Origin of the sequence: Streptomyces sp. MP131-18 (assembly GCF_001984575.1) — a bacterium.
GTDB lineage: Bacteria > Actinomycetota > Actinomycetes > Streptomycetales > Streptomycetaceae > Streptomyces > Streptomyces johnsoniae.
Map to the genome: position 1 here is coordinate 4,779,723 of NZ_LZNS01000001.1, position 18,339 is coordinate 4,798,061.

At 74.0% G+C, this 18,339-nt stretch carries 15 protein-coding genes; 7 read left to right on the plus strand and 8 right to left on the minus strand.

The genetic code is table 11. The features are described from left to right. The first annotated feature begins 31 nt into the window (after window positions 1-31). Window positions 32-595, plus strand: a complete 564-nt coding sequence (locus STBA_RS21745) for an alpha/beta hydrolase (protein ID WP_077060859.1) — start codon at window positions 32-34, stop codon at window positions 593-595. A 331-nt stretch (window positions 596-926) separates the two neighbouring features. On the opposite strand, the gene STBA_RS21750 is transcribed toward STBA_RS21745, so the two are convergent. The 4 genes from STBA_RS21750 to STBA_RS21765 all read right to left on the minus strand — a co-directional run bounded on the left by STBA_RS21750 (window position 927) and on the right by STBA_RS21765 (window position 6,213). Further along, window positions 927-1,109 carry a hypothetical protein gene (locus tag STBA_RS21750; RefSeq protein WP_077060860.1) on the minus strand — a complete coding sequence of 61 codons (183 nt, stop codon included), beginning with the start codon at window positions 1,107-1,109 and terminating at the stop codon, window positions 927-929. Between the two features lie 131 nt (window positions 1,110-1,240). Further along, window positions 1,241-1,549: a hypothetical protein gene (locus tag STBA_RS21755; protein ID WP_143659546.1), complete on the minus strand. Its 309-nt coding sequence runs from the start codon at window positions 1,547-1,549 to the stop codon at window positions 1,241-1,243. A gap of 172 nt (window positions 1,550-1,721) precedes the next feature. Further along, window positions 1,722-4,655: a BTAD domain-containing putative transcriptional regulator gene (locus STBA_RS21760; RefSeq protein ID WP_107485093.1), complete on the minus strand. Its 2,934-nt coding sequence runs from the start codon at window positions 4,653-4,655 to the stop codon at window positions 1,722-1,724. Window positions 4,656-4,704: 49 nt separating this feature from the next. Beyond that, entirely contained in the window at window positions 4,705-6,213 is a 1,509-nt protein-coding gene (locus STBA_RS21765; protein WP_077060862.1) for a CehA/McbA family metallohydrolase, read from the minus strand. A gap of 153 nt (window positions 6,214-6,366) precedes the next feature. Here STBA_RS21765 and STBA_RS21770 point away from each other — a divergent pair, with 153 nt between their 5' ends. Together STBA_RS21770 and STBA_RS21775 are read left to right on the plus strand one after the other, a co-directional pair. Next, a complete protein-coding gene (locus STBA_RS21770) occupies window positions 6,367-8,973 on the plus strand; it encodes a bifunctional FO biosynthesis protein CofGH (protein ID WP_077060863.1) in 2,607 nt (868 codons plus the stop codon). Next, window positions 8,970-10,088: an ADP-ribosylglycohydrolase family protein gene (locus tag STBA_RS21775; RefSeq protein ID WP_077060864.1), complete on the plus strand. Its 1,119-nt coding sequence runs from the start codon at window positions 8,970-8,972 to the stop codon at window positions 10,086-10,088. The genes STBA_RS21770 and STBA_RS21775 overlap by 4 nt, the downstream gene beginning before the upstream one ends. A 24-nt stretch (window positions 10,089-10,112) precedes the next feature. Here the strand turns inward: STBA_RS21775 and STBA_RS21780 are convergent, their stop codons facing one another. Further along, entirely contained in the window at window positions 10,113-13,109 is a 2,997-nt protein-coding gene (locus STBA_RS21780; RefSeq protein WP_077060865.1) for a UvrD-helicase domain-containing protein, read from the minus strand. A gap of 10 nt (window positions 13,110-13,119) precedes the next feature. Between STBA_RS21780 and STBA_RS21785 the strand changes: the two genes are divergently transcribed. Further along, on the plus strand, window positions 13,120-13,911 hold the full coding sequence (locus STBA_RS21785; protein WP_253195260.1) for a phosphotransferase: 792 nt from the start codon (window positions 13,120-13,122) through the stop codon (window positions 13,909-13,911). A 73-nt stretch (window positions 13,912-13,984) separates the two neighbouring features. Here STBA_RS21785 and STBA_RS21790 read toward each other — a convergent pair whose 3' ends face one another. Further along, the gene (locus STBA_RS21790) at window positions 13,985-14,929 is read right to left on the minus strand and encodes a phosphotriesterase (RefSeq protein WP_077060867.1); all 945 of its coding nucleotides are present in this window, start codon (window positions 14,927-14,929) and stop codon (window positions 13,985-13,987) included. Between the two features lie 162 nt (window positions 14,930-15,091). Between STBA_RS21790 and STBA_RS21795 the strand changes: the two genes are divergently transcribed. From STBA_RS21795 to STBA_RS21805, 3 genes are read left to right on the plus strand one after another with little or no spacing between them, the layout of a single operon-like run. Continuing rightward, window positions 15,092-15,493 carry a TM2 domain-containing protein gene (locus tag STBA_RS21795; RefSeq protein WP_077060868.1) on the plus strand — a complete coding sequence of 134 codons (402 nt, stop codon included), beginning with the start codon at window positions 15,092-15,094 and terminating at the stop codon, window positions 15,491-15,493. A 2-nt stretch (window positions 15,494-15,495) separates the two neighbouring features. After that, window positions 15,496-15,906, plus strand: a complete 411-nt coding sequence (locus STBA_RS21800; protein WP_253194900.1) for a DUF2752 domain-containing protein — start codon at window positions 15,496-15,498, stop codon at window positions 15,904-15,906. 34 nt (window positions 15,907-15,940) lie between these two features. Beyond that, window positions 15,941-16,222: a SelT/SelW/SelH family protein gene (locus tag STBA_RS21805; RefSeq protein ID WP_077060870.1), complete on the plus strand. Its 282-nt coding sequence runs from the start codon at window positions 15,941-15,943 to the stop codon at window positions 16,220-16,222. A gap of 25 nt (window positions 16,223-16,247) precedes the next feature. On the opposite strand, the gene STBA_RS21810 is transcribed toward STBA_RS21805, so the two are convergent. Together STBA_RS21810 and STBA_RS21815 are read right to left on the minus strand one after the other, a co-directional pair. Then, window positions 16,248-16,907 (minus strand): response regulator transcription factor, encoded by a 660-nt coding sequence (locus STBA_RS21810; RefSeq protein ID WP_077060871.1) that lies wholly within the window; start codon window positions 16,905-16,907, stop codon window positions 16,248-16,250. Beyond that, a complete protein-coding gene (locus tag STBA_RS21815; protein WP_366510850.1) occupies window positions 16,904-18,262 on the minus strand; it encodes a histidine kinase in 1,359 nt (452 codons plus the stop codon). Before STBA_RS21815 ends, STBA_RS21810 begins: the two co-directional genes overlap by 4 nt. Between the last annotated feature and the right edge of the window lie 77 nt (window positions 18,263-18,339).

Genomic DNA, 18,339 nt, shown 5'->3' on the forward strand with positions numbered 1-18,339 from the left:
CGGCACCGCGGGTGGCGTCTACGCTGCCGCCATGACCGCCGTTCCGCGCCCCGCCGGCGCCCTGCTGCTGCCCGGTGCCGGCTACACCCCCGCCCGCCCGCTGCTGCATTACGCCCGTGCCGTGCTGGAGCAGCACGGCTTCACCGTCCGGGAGCTGTGGTGGGAGACCCCCGGCACGTTCGTCCGGTTCTCCGACGCGGAGCGCACCGCCTGGGTGGAACGGCAGGTGGTGGCCGCTCTGGCGGCGGCGGACGACTGCCGGCTGATCGTGGGCAAGTCCCTCGGGACGCTCGCCGCCGGTATCGCGGCCGACCGGGCGCTGCCCGCGGTGTGGCTCACCCCGCTGCTGCGCACCGGAGCGGTGGCGGGCGCGCTGCGGCGCACGCCTGCGCGGACGTTGCTGGTGGGGGGTACGGCCGACCCGCTGTGGGATTCCGCGGTGGCGGGCGAACTGCCGCACGAGACGCTGGAGTTCCCCGGGGCTGACCACGGTCTCGAACTGCCGGGGGACGTGGTGGGCTCCGCCGCGCTGTTGCAGACCTACGTGCGGGCCTTCGACCGTTTCGCCGGCGGCCTCGCCCGGCCGCGCGCTTAGGAGGGCCTGAGTCCGGGCCCGGGCCTGGGCCCGGCCCGCCCGTTCCGCCCCGCGCTGTGCGCGGGGCGGAACGGACTGCCTTTACGGCTGTGCTGCCGGCCCCCACCGGCAGCCCTGGCCGACCAGGCCGGAACCGGGACCGGTCCGGACGACGCCCCCTCCACGCCGCCCGGTCCGTTCACCGGCACCGGGACTGTTCGGCGGCTCCCCCGTTACCGCCGAACAGGCCCGAGGGAGGCCAACCGCGCACCCCTGTGCGGTCGGTTGTTGATGAGCATGACAGAGGGCAATAAACGAGGGATAAACGTGTGCGGGGGCCGGCGACGGCGCCTCAGCGCCCGGCGTCCTGCGACGCGGCGGGCGCGCCCGGCGGCGTCCCGGTGGACCAGCTGTCCCCGGCCGCCTCCAGGGACGGCGCGGCCTGGGCGGGGGCGGCGGTGAGCGCGGCCACGGCCGCGGCGGCCACGACCACCGGGGCGGCAACGGCCGAAAGCCTTCTTCGTACGCGGTTCATGAGATCTCCTCACGGTCGGGAGTGGTCGAAAGAATGCACCACTTTGAAAGATTGCCCGCCGTCCGACAGCAAGAACCGGCTGTAGTGGTGACGCCCACTACAGCCGGCCCCGTCGGCGGACCGCCGGATCGTTAGGATGCGTCCTTGTTGTCGGTGTCCTTCTCGTCCGCCGGTGCGCTGGTGGCCCAGCTGTCGCCGAGCGGCCTGACGACGGCCCGGGCGTCCCGCGTGGCGGGCTCACTGGTGGCCCAGCTGTCCCCCTGCGGCCGGACGCCGCCCTTGTCCTTCTTCCTGGCGCCCTGGGCCGGGCTGCCGTTGGATTCCCCCGTTGGTTCGCCGGTCGCCCAGCTGTCGCCCTGGGGCTTGACGACGGCCTTGCCGTCTTCGTCGGCGGGTTCGCTGGTCGCCCAGCTGTCACCCAAGGGCTTGATTTCCGTCAAGGTCAACTCCCGTTGGTCGCAGTCAACCGGGGCCGGGCCGTCCGCCAACTCCCCCGCGGTGCGCGGACGGCCCGGCCCCGAACCGCCTCCCCGTGGCGGCGGTCGGTGCGCCGAAGCGTTTCAGGTTCCGATAAACGATTCGTGAATGCGGCACCGAAGGTGGTTCGCAGGCTCAGACGGCAGAGGAGCCCAGAAGGTTGCGGACCGCGGCGGCTTCCGGGCTGCCCTGCTCGTCGAAGATCTCCAGTGCCTGCTGGAGGCACGCCTCGCCGCGGCCCTCCTGACCGATGTCGAGGAGCGCGCGCCCGAGCAGCGTCAGCACGTTGGCCCTGCGCCACTCCCCGCCGACGCCGCGCAGCTGCGCGAGGCCCAGCTCGCACAGTCGCGCCGCCTCGGCGGGCGAGCCCATCGCGATGTGCGTTTCGGCCATGCGGAAGTGGGTCATGCCCTCCCAGAGGCGCTGCCGGTGCGAGGAGAACGTCTTCAGCGCCACGGTGAACTGGTGCAGCGCCGCCTCGTGCCTGCCGTCCTCCGACAGGGCCTGGCCGAGCGCGTACAGGCCGTTCGCCAGGCGCAGGTCCGACCCGAGCGACCTGAGGATGCCCAGGGTGCGGTGGGCCAGCTGCACGGCCTTCTCGGTGGCGCCGGCCTTCAGGCTGACGCGGACCAGATTCCCCAGAGCACTGGCCTCGCCCGGCTGGTTGCCGTACTCGCCGAACTCGTTGAAGGCCCGCGTCAGATACTCCTCGGCCTCCCCGTGCCGCCCCAGGTACAGCGCGATGATGCCCTGCTCGTTGGCCGCGTGCGACCGCGTCACCGGGTCGTCCGCCGCCGTGCCGAGCAGCATCGCCCGCCGCCCGTGCTCGTACGCCGAGTCGAAGCGCCCGGCGTGGCTGCCCGCCATGGCGAGCGCGATGCGGGCCCTGCCCTCGGTGCGGGCGTCGCCCGCGGCCCGCGCGGCCCGCAGCGTCGCCTCGGACGCGCGCTCGTACGGCAGCGAGAACGCGCCCGACTCCGACAGGTCCCTGGCCACCAGCAGCAGGTCGGCCGCCTTGCGCAGCCGCTCGCCCGACAAGGCGCCCTGGACGGCCGCGAGCAGGCAGTCGGCCTCGGTGAACAGCCAGTCGACGGCCGCGGCCGGGGTGCCGAAGGCGAGGCCCGGGTACTGCGTCGGCTCCAGGTGGGCCGTGGTGCGGTCGCCCGGGCGCTCCGACTCGTACACGTTTGCCGTGGTGGCCAGGTAGAAGTCGAGCAGCCGCGACGTGGCGGCCTCCCGTTCGGCGGGCGGCTGCTCGTCGCGCTCGGCGCACGCCCGGGCGAAGAGGCGGACCAGGTCGTGGAAGCGGTAACGGCCGGGCGCCGCCGACTCAACGAGCGAGGTGTCGACGAGGGATTCGAGCAGCGTCTCCGTCGCGCCGTGGCCGCGGTCGAGCAGCGCGGCGGCGGACAGCAGGGAGATGTCGGGCCCGTCGGCCAGGCCGAGCAGCCGGAACGCGCGCGCCTGCTCGCGGCTCAGCTGGCCGTACCCCAGCTCGAAGGTGGCCTTCACGGCCTGGTCGCCCGCCTGCAACTCGTCCAGGCGGCCGCGCTCGTCGCTCAGCTTGCGGGCCAGTGTGGAGACCGTCCAGGTGCGGCGCGCCGCGAGGCGGGAGGCGGCGATCCGGATGGCCAGCGGCAGGAAGCCGCAGGACGCCACCACGTCCATCGCCGCGTCCCGCTCCGCGTTGACCCGCTCGGGGCCGACGATCCGGGTGAAGAGGGTCAGCGCCTCCTCGGGGCTCATCACGTCCAGGTCGACCAGGTGGGCCCCGGCCAGGTCCACCATCCGCACCCGGCTGGTGATCAGCGTGGCGCAGTCCGCGGTGCCCGGCAGCAGGTGCCTGACCTGCGCCGCGTCCCTGGCGTTGTCCAGCAGGATCAGCAGCCTGCGGCCGTCCAGCAGCGAGCGGTACAGCGCGGCGCGCTCCGCCAGGCCCTCCGGCATCGACGCGTCGGTGACACCGAGCGCCCGCAGGAACGAGCCGAGGACCGTCGCGGGGTCGGCCGGGCTGGCGCCCGCCCCGTGCAGGTCCACGTACAGCTGGCCGTCGGGGAAGTGCTCGCGCGCCGCGTGCGCCACCTGCACGGCCAGCGTTGTCTTGCCGACCCCGCCGATGCCCGCGACCGCGGAGACCACCATGACCCGCCCACCGACCGTGGCCAGCTGGGCGCCCAGCTCGGCGACGAACGCCGCGCGGCCGGTGAAGTCGGGGACGGCGGCGGGCAGCTGGGCGGGGCGGATGACGGGGAGCGTCGCGGCGGCGGCGGTCCTGGCCGCCTGGCTCAGGGAGCTGTCCGCGTTGAGGATGCGCTGCTGCAGCTCCGCCAGCTCCGCGCGCGGCTCCACGCCCAGCTCGTCGATCAGCAGCTTCCGCGCGTCCGCGTACACCGCCAGGGCCTCGGCCTGCCGGCCGCTGCGGTACAGCGCCAGCATCAGCAGCTCGCGCAGCCGTTCGCGCAGCGGGTGGCTGGTCGTCAGGGCGGTCAGCTCGGAGACGGACTCGGCGTGCAGTCCGGCCTGGAGGCCGACGTCGAGGCGCTGCTCCTGGAGTATCAGGCGCTGCTCGGCCAGCTGGGTGCGGGCCACCTCCGCGTCGGGTCCCGGAACGCCGCCGAGCGCCTCGCCGTCCCACCGCGCAAGTGCCTTGCCGTACAGCTCGTGTGCCCGCATCGGGTCACCGGCCGCCGCGGCCTTCTCCGCGGAAGTCGTGAGCTTGACGACGGTGTCGGCGTCCAGCTCGTCGAACGGGCCGAGCCGCAGCGCATAGCCGCCCAGCTCGGTGACCAGGACGTCCGTGCGCGATCCGAACGCCTTCCGCAGCCGGGAGGCGTAGGTGCGCAGTGCCGCGAGCGCCTGCTGCGGTGGGTCCTCGCCCCACAGGGCGTTGACCAGCTCCTGGGCCGTGGCGGTCCGGCCACGGCGCAACAACAGGGCAGCGAGCAAAGCGCGTTGCTGAGGGGAGCCGGATGGCAACGGCCGGTCCCCCTGCCAGGCGCGAACCGGGCCCAGCACGGCGAAGTGCAAGGTAGGCGTGTGACCCCCCGTGGTCCCCTCACCAACGACCATGGTGTCCTCTGCTTCTTACCTCTTCAACGTATGGGGCGAACGTTGGAGTCTATCGGTCACCGGCGGCCCCGAGAAAGACCGGGTTCGTGATCGCCGCCATCGGTCCGGGAAGACCTGATTCGCCCTGCTCGGGTGCCGGATGCCGGACTTCGGCGCGTACGTGCGAGGCGTTGGCGGGGGTGGTGTCCCAGGTGACGGTGCCGCTGCCGCCGCCCGGCAGGGCCGCGGTGTGCCGCACGCCCTGGTCGGTGACGAGGCGTACGACGCCCTCGGGTACGCCCGAGACGTCCAGGCGGACCGTCACGCGCCGGTCCTGCGGGGCGCGGAGCCGTTCGCCGATGCCGGCGTGCCCGCCGCGTTCGTCCGTGACGGAGAAGGCCAGGCCGACGGCGGCGGACTCGGCCACCCAGGAACGCCCGGATCTGATGCCCGCGAGAATGGCGGGGCGTGACAGGTCGTCGGCCAGGACCACCGTCTGCGGCAGGCCGACGACGTCCGGCTCGCGGTGCGCGTCGCTGTTGCCCATCGCGGGCAGCCAGCCGTCGCCGTGGCGCAGCAGCGAGTCCCAGCCGGCGAGGGCCAGTTCGTCCTCGGCGTTCCAGGGGCCGTTCCACACCTCGACGGCGTCGGCACCGGTGAAGCCGAACTTCCAGGAGCAGCCGATGCAGGCGGCGTGCGCGTGCGCGGGCACCACGAGCCCCCCGGCGCGGTGGATGCGGCGCGTGTACTGGGCGTACGCGCCGTCGCGGGCGCGGTAGCGCCAGTCGATGAACGTGCCGGGGTCGGTGCCGAGCGCCAGGAAGTGGCCGTTGCGGGTGGTGACCTCCTCGCCGCACAGCACCAGCAGGTCGTCGCCCCACAGGCCCTGCCACGCGCCGTGGCCCGAGGTGGTGTTGTGCTCGGTGGTGACGATGAAGTCCAGGCCCGCGGCGCGTGCGGCGGCGGCCACGTCGGCCGGGGTGCGGCGGCCGTCCGAGTGCACGGTGTGCAGGTGGCAGTCGCCGCGGTACCAGGCGCGGCCCCGCCCGGCCGCGCGCTGCGGGGGGTGGACGGGCCGCGGGGTGCGGCCGGGACCGCCGCGGGTGAGGGTGACCGTGACCTCGTAGTCCAGGCCCTGCGGCGCGACGGTGTAGGGGCCGAGGGCGACGTGCCAGGTGCCGGCGTTCACCGGCCCGGCGAGGTAGCCGGGGGTGGCCTCCTCGGCGCTGATCGCGAACTCGGTGCGGGCGCCGCCCGACCAGCCGCGGAATCCGGCGCCCGGCAGGGCGGTGCCGCGTTCGTCGAAGATGCCGATGTCCAGGGCGTTGCCCTGCGTGCCGTCCGGCACCTCGGGCCGGTCGTAGGCGTAGGACACGGCGATCCGCCGCACCCCGCGCGGCACCTCGACCGGCAGGTAGACGAAGTCGGGGGCGCCCGGGTCGAGATGGCCGCGAACGGTGCGCGTCTCCTCCTCGCCCGGCGGTGCGGGGGCAGCCTGTGCGAAGTCCACCGGAGCCAGCGTAATCGCGGTCGTGCCGCCCGTCGCCGCCCCGAACCTGAGCACGTCGCGCCGTTTCATGAACCGGCCTCCGTTCCCTGTCGCCTGCCTGTCGCCGTCGGAAGTGGTCACCGTCACACGTACAGATGGAATACAGGAGAAGCGCGGGCGAGTGCCGGGCGGACAGCGGGCGACGCCGTGTTCCCGCGCGGGCCGCCCTCTTATGCTCGTGGGATGACGACGAGCGCTCAGGGACCGACAGCCAACGCGATGCGGCGCGCCCTGCGCCGGGCCAGGGACGGCGTGGCCCTGGACGTGCCGGAGGCGGCCGTGCTGCTCCAGGCGCGCGGCGAGGATCTGGCCGGTCTCGCCGGTGCCGCGGCCCGGGTCAGGGACGCGGGCCTGGAAGCCGCGGGGCGGCCCGGGGTGATCACGTTCTCCAAGAAGGTATTTATTCCGCTGACCAGGCTGTGCCGGGACCGCTGCCACTACTGCACGTTCGTGACCGTCCCCGGCAAGCTGCGGCGGGCCGGGCACGGCATGTTCCTCTCGCCGGACGAGGTGCTCGACATCGCGCGCCGCGGCGCCGAGCTGGGCTGCAAGGAGGCCCTGTTCACGCTCGGCGACAAGCCAGAGGACCGGTGGCCCGAGGCCCGCGAGTGGCTCGACGCGGCCGGGTACGACGACACGCTCGCCTACGTCCGCGCCATGGCCGTGCGGGTCCTGGAGGAAACCGGGCTGCTCCCCCACCTGAACCCCGGCGTCCTGTCCTGGACGGACTTCCAGCGCCTCAAGCCGGTCGCGCCCTCCATGGGCATGATGCTGGAGACGACGGCCACGCGGCTGTGGTCCGAGCCCGGCGGCCCCCACCACGGCTCGCCCGACAAGGAGCCCGCGGTGCGCCTGCGCGTCCTGCACGACGCCGGCCGCTCCAGCGTCCCGTTCACCACCGGCCTCCTCATCGGCATCGGCGAAACTTTCGAAGAACGCGCCGAGTCCGTCTTCGCGCTGCGGAAAGTCGCCCGGACCTACCGCGGCATCCAGGAAGTCATCGTGCAGAATTTCCGCGCCAAGCCCGATACGGCGATGCGCGGCATGCCGGACGCCGAGCTGGAGGAGCTGGCGGCGGCCATCGCGGTGACGCGCCTCCTGCTCGGGCCCGCCGCCCGCATCCAGGCCCCGCCGAACCTGGTGGACCAGGAGTACGCGCTGCTCATCCGCGCCGGCATCGACGACTGGGGCGGCGTCTCCCCGCTCACCCCCGACCACGTCAACCCCGAACGGCCCTGGCCGCAGATCGACGACCTCGCCGAACGCACCGCGGCCGCCGGCTTCACGCTGCGCGAACGGCTCACCATCTACCCGGAGTTCATCCGGCGCGGCGAGCCGTGGCTCGACCCGCGGCTGCTGCCGCACGTCACCGCGCTCGCCGACCGGGACACCGGGCTGGCCCGCGAGGACGCCCGCCCCCGCGGCCTGCCCTGGCAGGAGCCGGACGAGCCGCTGACCGCCGCCGGGCGCACCGACCTGCACCGTTCGATCGACACCGAGGGCCGCACCGGCGACCGGCGGGACGACTTCGACGAGGTGTACGGCGACTGGGACGAGCTGCGCGACCTCGCCGCGCCCGGCATGGCGGCCGAACGGATCGACGGCGACGTGCGCGCGGCCCTGTCCGTCGCCGCCGACGACCCGCGGCGGCTCACCGACGACCAGGCGCTGGCCCTGCTGCACGCCGAAGGACCGGCGCTGGACGCGCTGTGCCGGGTCGCCGACGACCTGAGACGTTCGGTCGTCGGCGACGAGGTCACCTACATCGTCACCCGCAACATCAACTTCACCAACGTCTGCTACACCGGCTGCCGGTTCTGCGCCTTCGCACAGCGCCGCACCGACGCCGACGCCTACACCCTCTCCCTCGACCAGGTCGCCGAACGGGCCGCCCAGGCGTGGGACGTGGGCGCCGTCGAGGTGTGCATGCAGGGCGGCATCCACCCGGACCTGCCGGGCACCGCGTACTTCGACATCGCGCGCGCCGTGAAGGACCGGGTCCCGGGCATCCACGTGCACGCCTTCTCGCCGATGGAGGTCGTCAACGGCGCCACCCGCACCGGCATGTCCGTCCGCGACTGGCTGACCGCGGCCCGGGAAGCAGGACTCGACACCATCCCCGGCACCGCAGCCGAAATCCTGGACGACGAGGTGCGGTGGGTGCTGACCAAGGGCAAACTGCCCGCGGCCACCTGGATCGACGTCGTCTCCACGGCGCACGAGCTCGGCCTGCGCTCCTCCTCCACGATGATGTACGGGCACGTCGACCAGCCGCGGCACTGGCTCGGGCACCTGCGGACGCTGGCGGCGATGCAGCGCGCCAACGAGGAGAAGGGCGTGCCGGGCTTCACCGAGTTCGTCACGCTGCCGTTCGTCCACACCAACGCGCCGGTCTACCTGGCCGGAATCGCCAGACCCGGCCCCACCGCCCGGGACAACCGGGCGGTGACCGCCATGGCCCGCATCCTGCTCCACCCGCACATCACCAACATCCAGACCAGCTGGGTCAAGCTGGGCGCCGAGGGCGCCGCGGAGATGCTGCGCTCCGGCGCCAACGACCTGGGCGGCACGCTGATGGAGGAGACGATCTCGCGCATGGCAGGCTCGGCGTACGGCTCCTACCGCTCGGTCGCGGGCCTGCGGGCCATCGCGGAGGCCGCGGGCCGCCCCTCGCGGCTGCGGACCACCACCTACGGTGCGGTGACGGCGGAGCGCGCGGAGCGCGCCCTCGCCGCCGACGGGCAGCTGCCGCGGCTGCTGCCGGTCGTCGGGGCGGGAGCCGAGGCGTGACCGCCCCGGCCGGCGGTGCGCTGTGGGGGCGCGCGGAACAGCAGGACTTCCGCAGCCGCGTCCGCGGCTGCCTGCTGGGCGGGGCGATCGGCGACGCGCTCGGGGCGGGCATCGAGTTCGACTCGCTCGCCGCGATACGCGAGCAGCACGGGCCCGCCGGGGTGACGGACTACGTGCCCGCGTACGGCAGGCGCGGGGCCGTCACGGACGACACCCAGATGACCCTGTTCACGGTGGACGGCCTGATCCGCGCGCACGTACGGCGCGACACCGGCGCCTGGCACCCGCCGACGGACGTGCACGCCGCCTACCGGCGCTGGTACCGCACCCAACGCGAGTGGGGCCCGGACGAGCGGCGCGCGGGCGACGGCTGGCTGGCGCGCCAGGAGTGGCTGTACGCGCAGCGCGCCCCCGGCCGCGCCTGCCTGACCGGCCTCGCCGACACGGCGATGGGCACCGTCGACCAGCCCAAGAACCCGGACTCCAAGGGCTGCGGAACGGTGATGCGCTCCGCGCCGTTCGGACTGCTCGTCGGCTGGGAGCCGCAACTCGTCTTCCAACTCGGCGTCGAATGCGCGGCCCAGACACACGGCCACCCCACCGGAGTCCTCGCGGCCGGCGCGTTCGCCGCGATCGTGCACGCTCTGGTGCGCGGCGACGGCCTGGACGCGGCGGTCCAGAAAGCGCTGGTCCAGCTGGCGTCCCGCCCGGGGCACGAGGAGACCACGGACGCACTGAAGAAGGCGCTCGGCACCGTCCGGCAGGGCATGCCGAGCCCGGAGCGGGTGGAGTCGCTGGGCGAGGGCTGGACGGCGGAGGAGGCCCTGGCCATCGGCGTGTACTGCGCCCTTGTCGCCGAGGACATGCGCCACGGCCTGCTGCTCGCGGTGAACCACGGGGGCGACTCCGACTCCACCGGCTCCCTCTGCGGCAACCTGCTGGGTGCCCTGCACGGCGAAACGGCCCTGCCCCCCGCCTGGCTGGCGGAGCTGGAAGGCCGCGCCACGATCGCCGAACTGGCCGACGACTTCGCCATGGAGATGACCCAGGGCCCGACCCTCCACGGCCCCGGCGACTCCGCCCGCATCTGGCTGGAACGCTATCCGCGGGCGTGAACCCGCCCCGCCGCGACTGGGCGGCTACATCAGCCGCAGTTGCGTGTCCGCGGCGCGCGGGCGCGGCACCGCGGCCGTGGCGCGGACGGTGTCCGCGCCGAGGGCGTCGAGGCGGTCGAGGAACGGGGAGCGGCGTGCGGCGCGCACCGTGCCGTGCCGCAGCCGTTCGGCGGCGTGGCTCAGGTACAGCCGCCGCTGCGCCCGCGTCATCCCGACGAACAGCAGCCGCCGTTCCTCCGCCTCGCCCTCCGGGTCCGGCTCCGCGCCCGGCCAGCGCAGCGGCAGCAGCCCGTCCTCACAGCCCACCACGAACACCACGGGGAACTCGAGCCCCTTCGCGGCGTGCAGCGTCAGCAGCGAGATGCGGTCGGCCCGCGGGTCCCAGGTGTCCACCTCGACGCCGAGCGCCAGTTCGTCCCGGAAGCGCTGTTCGTCGTCGCCGCAGCGGTCCGCGAGCGGCCGCAGCAGTTCGACCGCCTCGCGGACCACCGCGTCCTCGTCCTGCCGCAGCTCGGCCCAGGACCGCCCGGCCGTCAGCGCCGCGAGCACCTCGGGCACGCCGGGCCGGTCGGCGAGCCGGTCGTGCGAGCGCTTCTGAAACGGCAGCCCGGCCCGCGTCAGCGCCTCGATCACGGGCCGCGCCTGCCGGTCCGTCCGGTACAGCACCGCGAAATCGGAGAAACCGAGCCCTTCCGCGCCCTCCGTCTCCGCCCAGCCGCTGTCCCTGGCGTGGAACGTCGCGCCGCCGAGCAGTTCCTCCACCGTGCGGGCCACGAACGTCGCCTCGGCCTGCTCGCCGCCCGCCGGGCGCACTCCGACCGGCGCGCTGCCGTGGTCGCCCAGCGGGCGCAGCTCCCGGTCCGGCACCAGCGTCGTCGGCGCGATGACCCGCTGCGCCGCCGTCAGCACCGGGGCGCTGGAACGGTAGTTGCGGGTGAGCTGCACCGTGCGGGCGCCGGGGAAGTCCTCGCGGAAGCGCAGGAAGAAGCCGACGTCCGCGCCGCGGAACCGGTAGATCGCCTGGTCGGGATCGCCGATCGCGGTCAGGTTCCCCTCGGGGGTGGCGAGCTGGCGCAGCAGCCGGTACTGGCGTTCGTCCACGTCCTGGTACTCGTCCACCGAGATCCAGCGGTAGCGGTCCCGGTAGGCGGCGGCCAGCTCCGGGTCGGCCTCCAGGAGCGCGAGCGGCAGGTCGATGAGGTCGTCGAAGTCGACCAGGTCCTGGGTGTGTTCCGCCAGCTCCTCCGTGATGCCGAAGCCCGCGTGCAGCCCGGCTCGTTCGTGCTGCTCCCGCAGGATGGCCAGGCCGAGCGAGTGGAAGGTGGCGATCGTCAGCTCCGGCGCCTGCCGCGGCACCAGCGCGGTGAGGCGTTCGCGCATCTCCTCCGCCGCGCGGCGGGTGAACGTGATCGCCAGGCAGTGCCGCGGGGGCACGCCGTGCTCGGTGACCAGGCGCGCGATGCGGTGGGTCAGCGTGCGGGTCTTGCCCGTGCCCGGGCCGGCGACGATCAGGAGCGGGCCTTCCGTCACCGCCGCCGCGGCGGCCTGTTCCGGGTCGAGGCCGTGCGGCCCGGCCGCCGCCGCGCCCGCCGGCCCGCCGCGCCCCGGTGCGGAGCGCTGCGCCGGAACGGGCGCGGGCGTGGGCGTGGTTGCGGGCGTGGGAACGGTTGCGGGCGCCGGGGCACGCGCGGGCTTCGCGCTCCGCGCCTCGGGCGCGGCCCCGAGCTGTGCGTCGTCGAACAGTGACGGGGTGGCCCCGGCCGCCGCGCGGCGCAGCTCGCCCGGCTCGAACAGCCGGATCACGCCGTACTCGCCGTCGAACCCGGCCTCCCGGATGACCTCGCCGCGCCGCAGCCTGGCCACCGCCTCGCCCAGCGGCGCCGAGTGGGCGGCGATGTCGTCCACCGGAACCTCCTGGAGGATCGAAAGCTCAGGACCCAGGGCGGCCGTCAGCTTGTCGATCTCGCCGAGCACCCGCTTGCTCTTCGGCCCGACGCCCACGATCTCGCTCATCACCTCGGGCAGCGGGACCAGGCTGGTGAACCCGGCCGCGCCCGCCGGCCGCAACGGCGCCGCGCGGTCCGCCAGTTCCTCGACCCGGCTGAGCACCCCGACCGTCAGCGGCTTGCCGCACTCGGGGCAGATCCCGCCGTGTGCCCGCGTCTGCACCGGGTCCATCCGCACCCCGCACTTGCGGTGCCCGTCGGTGTGGTACTTGCCCTCCTCCGGGAAGAACTCGACCGAGCCCGCGTGCCCCTGCCCGGTCTCCATCGCGCGCCGGACGGCGAAGTACGACAGATCCGTGTCGAAGACGGTCGTCTCCCGGCCGAGCATCGGCGGCGAGTGCGCGTCGGAGTTGCTGACCAGGCGGTACCGGTCGAGCCCGGAGATCCGCCAGTTCATCTCGGGGTCGCTGGAAAGCCCGGTCTCCAGCGCGAAGATGTGCCCCGCGAGGTCGGCGTAGCAGTCCTCGATGGCGTCGAAGCCGGACTTCGAGCCGAGCACCGCGAACCACGGCGTCCACACGTGCGCGGGCACCAGGAACGCGTCCGGGCTGCACTCCAGGGCGATTTCCAGCAGGTCGCGCGAGTCGAGACCGAGGATCGGCCGCCCGTCCGACGCGATGTTCCCGATACGCGCCAGCCGCCGGTTGAACTCCTTGGCCGCCGCCAGGTCCGGCAGGTAGACGAGGTGGTGCACCTTGCGGGTGCGCTCGTCCCGCTTGTAGATAGTGGAGATCTCCACCGACAGCATGAACCGGACCGGCCGCGCCGCGAGCGCCGGGGGCAGCCGCCGGGCGATGTCCGCGTCCAGCTCGTCGCGCAGCCGGAACAGACCGGGCTCCGCCGGGACCAGAGTCTGCGTCAGATGCTCGAACCACGCGGGGTGGGTGAAGTCGCCCGTGCCCACCAGGGTGATGCCCTTGCGCCGTGCCCACCAGGTCAGATGCTCCAGATCGCAGTCCTTGCTACAAGCCCTGGAGTACTTCGAGTGGATATGCAGGTCAGCATGGAAGCGCATCTGCGGCATCATTCCACAGGTGAATGAGCAACCCTTGACCGGCGGAAACGCCAATGCCGGAGTGGTACGCGCGGGCGACACCGTGCGCCGTCCCGCCGGGCCGTGGACACCGGCCGTGCACGCCCTGCTCGACCATCTGCACCGGGTCGGCTATCCGGCCGCGCCCCGCCCGCTCGGCATCGACGAACAGGGGCGCGAAGTCCTGACGTTCGCGCCGGGCGCGACCGTCTGGCCCGAGCGGTTCGGCCTGCTCGACCCGGCGGCGCGGCTGGCCCGCGTGGCCCGCCTGATCCGTGAATTCCACGATGCCGTCGCCGGCTTCACCCCGCCGCCCGACGCCGCCTGGAACGTCCTGATCCCGCCGGACGGCGACGAGATCATCGCCCACCACGACCTCGCGCCGTGGAACCTGGTGGTCGAAGACGCCACCGACGCCTGGACGTTCATCGACTGGGACGTGGCGGGACCCGGCACCCGGCTGTGGGACCTCTCCTACGCCGTGCACGGTTTCGTGCCGCTGTCCGCCAACCCGGCCTTCCGCCGCGAGGACCGCCCGGCCGCGGCCAGACTGCGGCTGTTCGCCGACGCGTACGGCCTGGACGACGAGGCACAGCGCCGCGCCCTCGTTCCGCTGCTGTGGGAACGGTCACGCGGCATGTACGACTTCCTCGCCGCCGGGCACGCGTCCGGGAGCCAGCCGTGGGCGACGCTGTGGGCGGAGGGCCACGGCGACGCGTGGCACGGCGACGCCGCCTACGCCGAGGAACGTGCCGAGTTGTGGACGCGGGCCCTGCTCGACTGATCCCGCACTCATCCCAACTCATCCCACGCGCGCGCGGGCCCGGGCCTGGTCCGGGCGCGCGCCCGCGCCCGCGCTACCAGGCGACGGCGAACGCGCGCGCCGGGTTGCCCACCAGCGCCGCCTCGGCCACGCCGTCGCCGAGGCGCTCGGCCAGGCGCGGGCGCAGCGTGCCCAGGAGGTACGGCATGCCGGGGCCCGCGCCGCCCGTGGCGCGGGCCCCGGCGGTGGTCGTGTCGGTGCCGAGCAGCACCTGCCCGGCGTGGCCCGCCCCGACGAGCGCCGTGAGCACGTCGAGCAGCCGGGCCTCCGCCGCCCGGGGCCCGGGCACGTCGAACGCGAGGAACGCGCCGGTGTCCGCCGCCTGCCGGGGCACCCGCGGATCGGGCGAACGGCCGAGGTGGCCGAGGATCACCCGCACCGGCGGAACGTTCAGCGTGCCGCACAGCAGGTCGACGGCGTCGAGCGCCGCCGTGCCGCCCTCCAGGTGCACCGCGACGGGCGCCCCGGTCGCGTGGTGCGCCTCGGCCGCCGCGGACATGACGTGCCGGGCGTGGGCGTCCAGGCCGTGGAGTGCGCCCGCCACCTTGATCAGCCCGGCCCGGGCGGGGCCCGCCGGGCCGTCCGGGTCGTCGTCGTTGTGCAGACCGCGCGTCAACTCGGCCACGAACAGCTCCGCGAGCCGGCCGCCGACCCGTTCCAGCAGCGCGGGCGCGTAGTGCCGCGCCTGGTGCAGCCCGGTGGCCGCGACGATGTGGACGCCCGCGGCGCGGGAGACCTCCGCCAGCCGCCCGGCCCGCCGGCCCATGCCGAAGGGCGTCCACTGCACCACGGCCCGGCCGCCCAGCTCCGCGAAGGCCCGAGCCTCGGCGACGGCCGCGGCCGGGTCGTCCAACTCCCGCCCGGCCGGCCGCGGCCCGGAGATCAACCCGGAGAGGAAGAGGTGGTCGTGCGCGTCGCACGCGCCGAGGTCACCCGGCGGCACGTCGCCGAGCACGGTCCTGATCGCGGCCTGACTCATGGAAACCGAGCGTACGCGGCAGGCCGCGGCGTTCGCCGGGGTCCGTTGAATCCCCGCCCCTGGGCTCCTGCGCCCGGTTTCTGCTGGCACCATGGCACGTGTCTGACATTTCCCTGTCAGGCGCGTGACCCACCGCTCAGCCCACTTCCCCAGGGGGACGTCATGTCCGACCAGAACCCTTACCAGCCGCCGCCCTCGGACCCCTACCAGAAGCCGCCCGGGCAGCAGCCTTCCGGATACGACCCGACGTCGTACCCGCCGCCCGCCGCGGGCTACCCGCCGTACGGCGGGCCGCCCGGCGGCTACGCGCCCGACCCCAACGCGCCCTACGGCTACGACCGTATGGGGCGCCCCTTCTCCCACAAGTCCAAGATCGTCGCCGGGGTGCTACAGATCCTGCTCGGCGGCGTGGGCGCGGGCCGCTGGTACACCGGCCATACCGGCATGGCCGTCGCGCAGCTGCTGACCTGCGGCGGGCTCGGGATATGGGCGCTCATCGACGGCATCATCTTCCTGGTGAGCGAGGACCGCACCGACTCGCGCGGTCTGGTGCTCAAGGGCTGACCGTGCCCGCGCCTGTGCTGTCCCGGCGGCTGACGTCCCACCCCGCGGCCCCGCCGCTCGCCGCGCTCGGGGCGGGCCTGGCGGGTGCCGCCTACCTGTGGCACACCAACCCGCACGAGGGCGGTTCATTCCTGCCGCGCTGCCCCCTGAACTGGGCAACCGGCCTGGAGTGCCCCGCCTGTGGCGGGACGCGCATGGCCTACGACCTCCTGCACGCGGACATTGCGGCCGCGTTCCAGGACAACGCGGTCCTGCTCGTCCTCGGGGTTCCGCTCGGCGCGTGGCTCGGCGGGCGCTGGCTCGTCGAAGGGCTGCGCGGCCGGCGCTACCGCCCCCGTTTCACCCGGTGGCAGGGCACCGTCGTGCTGGGCGGCGCCGTGCTGTGGGCCGTGCTTCGCAACCTGCCGTTCTGAACGCGGCCCGCTGCTTCACGAGGTGATGAACGACATGACCCCGGCCCGCGAGTCCGTGGTGCGCATCGAATACTGCACGCAGTGCCGCTGGCTGCCGCGGGCGGCGTGGCTGGCGCAGGAACTGCTCGGTACGTTCGAGGCGGAGCTGAGCGAGGTGGCCCTGGTGCCCGGCACCGGCGGCGTGTTCCGCGTCAGCGTCGGCGACGCGGTGGTGTGGGACCGGCGGGAGCAGGGCTTTCCCGAGCCCACCGCCGTCAAGCGCCTGGTCAGGGACCGGGTCGCCCCCGGCCGCGCCCTCGGGCACGCGGACCGCTGACCGTCCGGTCGGCCTGTGGCCCGGGTCAGGACGGGGTCACGAGGCGCGCCTCGTAGGCGAAAATCGCGGCCTGCGTGCGGTCGCGCAGGCCCAGCTTCACCAGCACCCTGCTGACGTGCGTCTTGATGGTGGACTCGGCGACCAGCAGCCGGCCGGCGATCTCGGCGTTCGACAGGCCGTGCGCGATCAGCGTCAGCACCTCCGTCTCGCGTTCGGTCAACTCGCCGACCCGCACCCCCGCCGGCGGGGAGGGCGGCCCGCCGCGCCGTGCGAACTCCAGGATCAGCCGCCTGGTCACGGTCGGCGCGAGCAGCGCCTCGCCCGCCGCCACCACCCGCACTCCGTCGGCGAGCTGGCGGGCCGAGGCGTCCTTCAGCAGGAAGCCGGACGCCCCGGCGCGCAGCGCCTGGTACACGTACTCGTCCAGGTCGAACGTCGTCAGCACCAGCACCCGCGGCGGATCGTCCGCGGCGACGATCCTGCGGGTCGCCTCGATACCGTTCAGCTCCGGCATGCGGATGTCCATGAGCACCACGTCCGGGCGCAGCGCGGCGCTGCGTTCGACGGCCTGGAGGCCGTCCACCGCCTCGCCGGCCACCTCGATGTCCGGCTGGGCGTTCAGCAGCACGGTGAAGCCCTCGCGGACCATGACCTGATCGTCGACGAGCAGCACCCGGATCGTCATGCGGAGTCCTCCGCGTTCTCCGTGTTCTCCGCGTCTTTCGCGCCCTCCGTGTCCTTCGCGGGCAGGGGCAGCGGGAGGAAGACGGACGTCTCGAACCCGCCGTCCGCCGCGGGTTCCGCCGTCATCTCGCCGCCCAGCATCGCCACCCGCTCCCGCATGCCGGTGATGCCCTGCCCCGCGCCCGGCGAGGGCGGCACCGGCGCCTGCGGCGGGCCGTTGACCACGCGCAGGCCGAGACCGCCGAGCACGTAGGACACTTCGACGCGGGCCGACGCGCCGGGGGCGTGCCGCAGGGTGTTGCTCAGCGCCTCCTGGATGATGCGGAACGCCGACAGCTCGACGCCCTGCGGCAGTTCGCGGACGGCGCCGGTGACGGCCTTCTCCACGGTCAGACCTGCCTCGCGCACGTTGTCCAGCAGCCCGTCGAGGTCGGCGAGCGTCGGCTGCGGCGCGTCCGGGGCCTCGTAGTCCTCGGCGCGGACCACCCCGAGGACCCGCCGCAGCTCGGCCAGCGCGGCCACCGCGTTCTCCCTGATCGTCGCGAACGCCTGCGTCAGCTCGGGCGGCGGGCTGTCCACCCGGTAGGGGGCGGCCTCCGCCTGGATCGCGACGACCGACATGTGGTGCGCCACCACGTCGTGCAACTCGCGGGCGATGGTGGTGCGTTCCTCCAGTTGCGTACGCCGGGACCGCTCCTGCCGCGTGACCGCGACCTGCTTCACGACCTCGCGGCGCGATTCGGACCAGCCGCGCACTAACAGCACGGTGAGCAGCGTGAGGAACGAAACGACCGCCATGCCCAAGGTGTTGTCGCCGTGCCAGTACGAACCGCCGTACGCCGCGACCACGGCGCTGACCAGCACGGTGATCGCCCACATCTCCGCGACCACGCGCGCCCTGGCCCGCACCGCGACCAGGGCCATCACCAGCGTGTGCGCCACCAGCTGGCCGGTGAGCCACGGCCAGTGGGCCGACACGTTCCCAAGGGCGAGGGCCACGAAGCCCGCGAGGGAGAGCCACCACGCGCCGACGGGCCGGAACAGTGCGGCGATCAGCGGAATGCCGAAACACAGCACGGTCAGCCGCATCGGGTCCGTCTCCCAGTAGCTGAACTGTGAGACGGACATGAGCATCGTCACCACCGCGGTGAGCGCGACGGCCGCATGCGGCACCCAGCGCGCCGAGGCGCGGAAACGTTCGGGCAGGCGGCTCAGCGGCGGACCGGTGACCGGCAGGGGCGGGATCGGCCGGAACGCGAACGCGTCGGTGACCAGGTCCGCGCGCAGCGCGTGGAGCCCGCTGCGGGCGATGCGGAGTTCGGTTCTGAGGCTGTGGTGCTGGGCGGTCTGAGGCACAGCGACACGGTAGGCGGCGGAACGGGCCGCGGTCGTCCCCAGCGCTGCGGATACCGCGGGGTCCTCCTCAGGTACTA

What these genes read in the sequence shown, in the direction of transcription:
- STBA_RS21745 (WP_077060859.1), top strand. Translation starts at nt 32, where the DNA reads ATGACCGCCGTTCCGCGCCCCGCCGGCGCCCTGCTGCTGCCCGGTGCC.
- STBA_RS21750 (WP_077060860.1), bottom strand. Translation starts at nt 1,109, where the DNA reads ATGAACCGCGTACGAAGAAGGCTTTCGGCCGTTGCCGCCCCGGTGGTC.
- STBA_RS21760 (WP_107485093.1), bottom strand. Translation starts at nt 4,655, where the DNA reads ATGGTCGTTGGTGAGGGGACCACGGGGGGTCACACGCCTACCTTGCAC.
- STBA_RS21765 (WP_077060862.1), bottom strand. Translation starts at nt 6,213, where the DNA reads ATGAAACGGCGCGACGTGCTCAGGTTCGGGGCGGCGACGGGCGGCACG.
- STBA_RS21770 (WP_077060863.1), top strand. Translation starts at nt 6,367, where the DNA reads ATGACGACGAGCGCTCAGGGACCGACAGCCAACGCGATGCGGCGCGCC.
- STBA_RS21780 (WP_077060865.1), bottom strand. Translation starts at nt 13,109, where the DNA reads ATGCGCTTCCATGCTGACCTGCATATCCACTCGAAGTACTCCAGGGCT.
- STBA_RS21790 (WP_077060867.1), bottom strand. Translation starts at nt 14,929, where the DNA reads ATGAGTCAGGCCGCGATCAGGACCGTGCTCGGCGACGTGCCGCCGGGT.
- STBA_RS21795 (WP_077060868.1), top strand. Translation starts at nt 15,092, where the DNA reads ATGTCCGACCAGAACCCTTACCAGCCGCCGCCCTCGGACCCCTACCAG.
- STBA_RS21805 (WP_077060870.1), top strand. Translation starts at nt 15,941, where the DNA reads ATGACCCCGGCCCGCGAGTCCGTGGTGCGCATCGAATACTGCACGCAG.
- STBA_RS21810 (WP_077060871.1), bottom strand. Translation starts at nt 16,907, where the DNA reads ATGACGATCCGGGTGCTGCTCGTCGACGATCAGGTCATGGTCCGCGAG.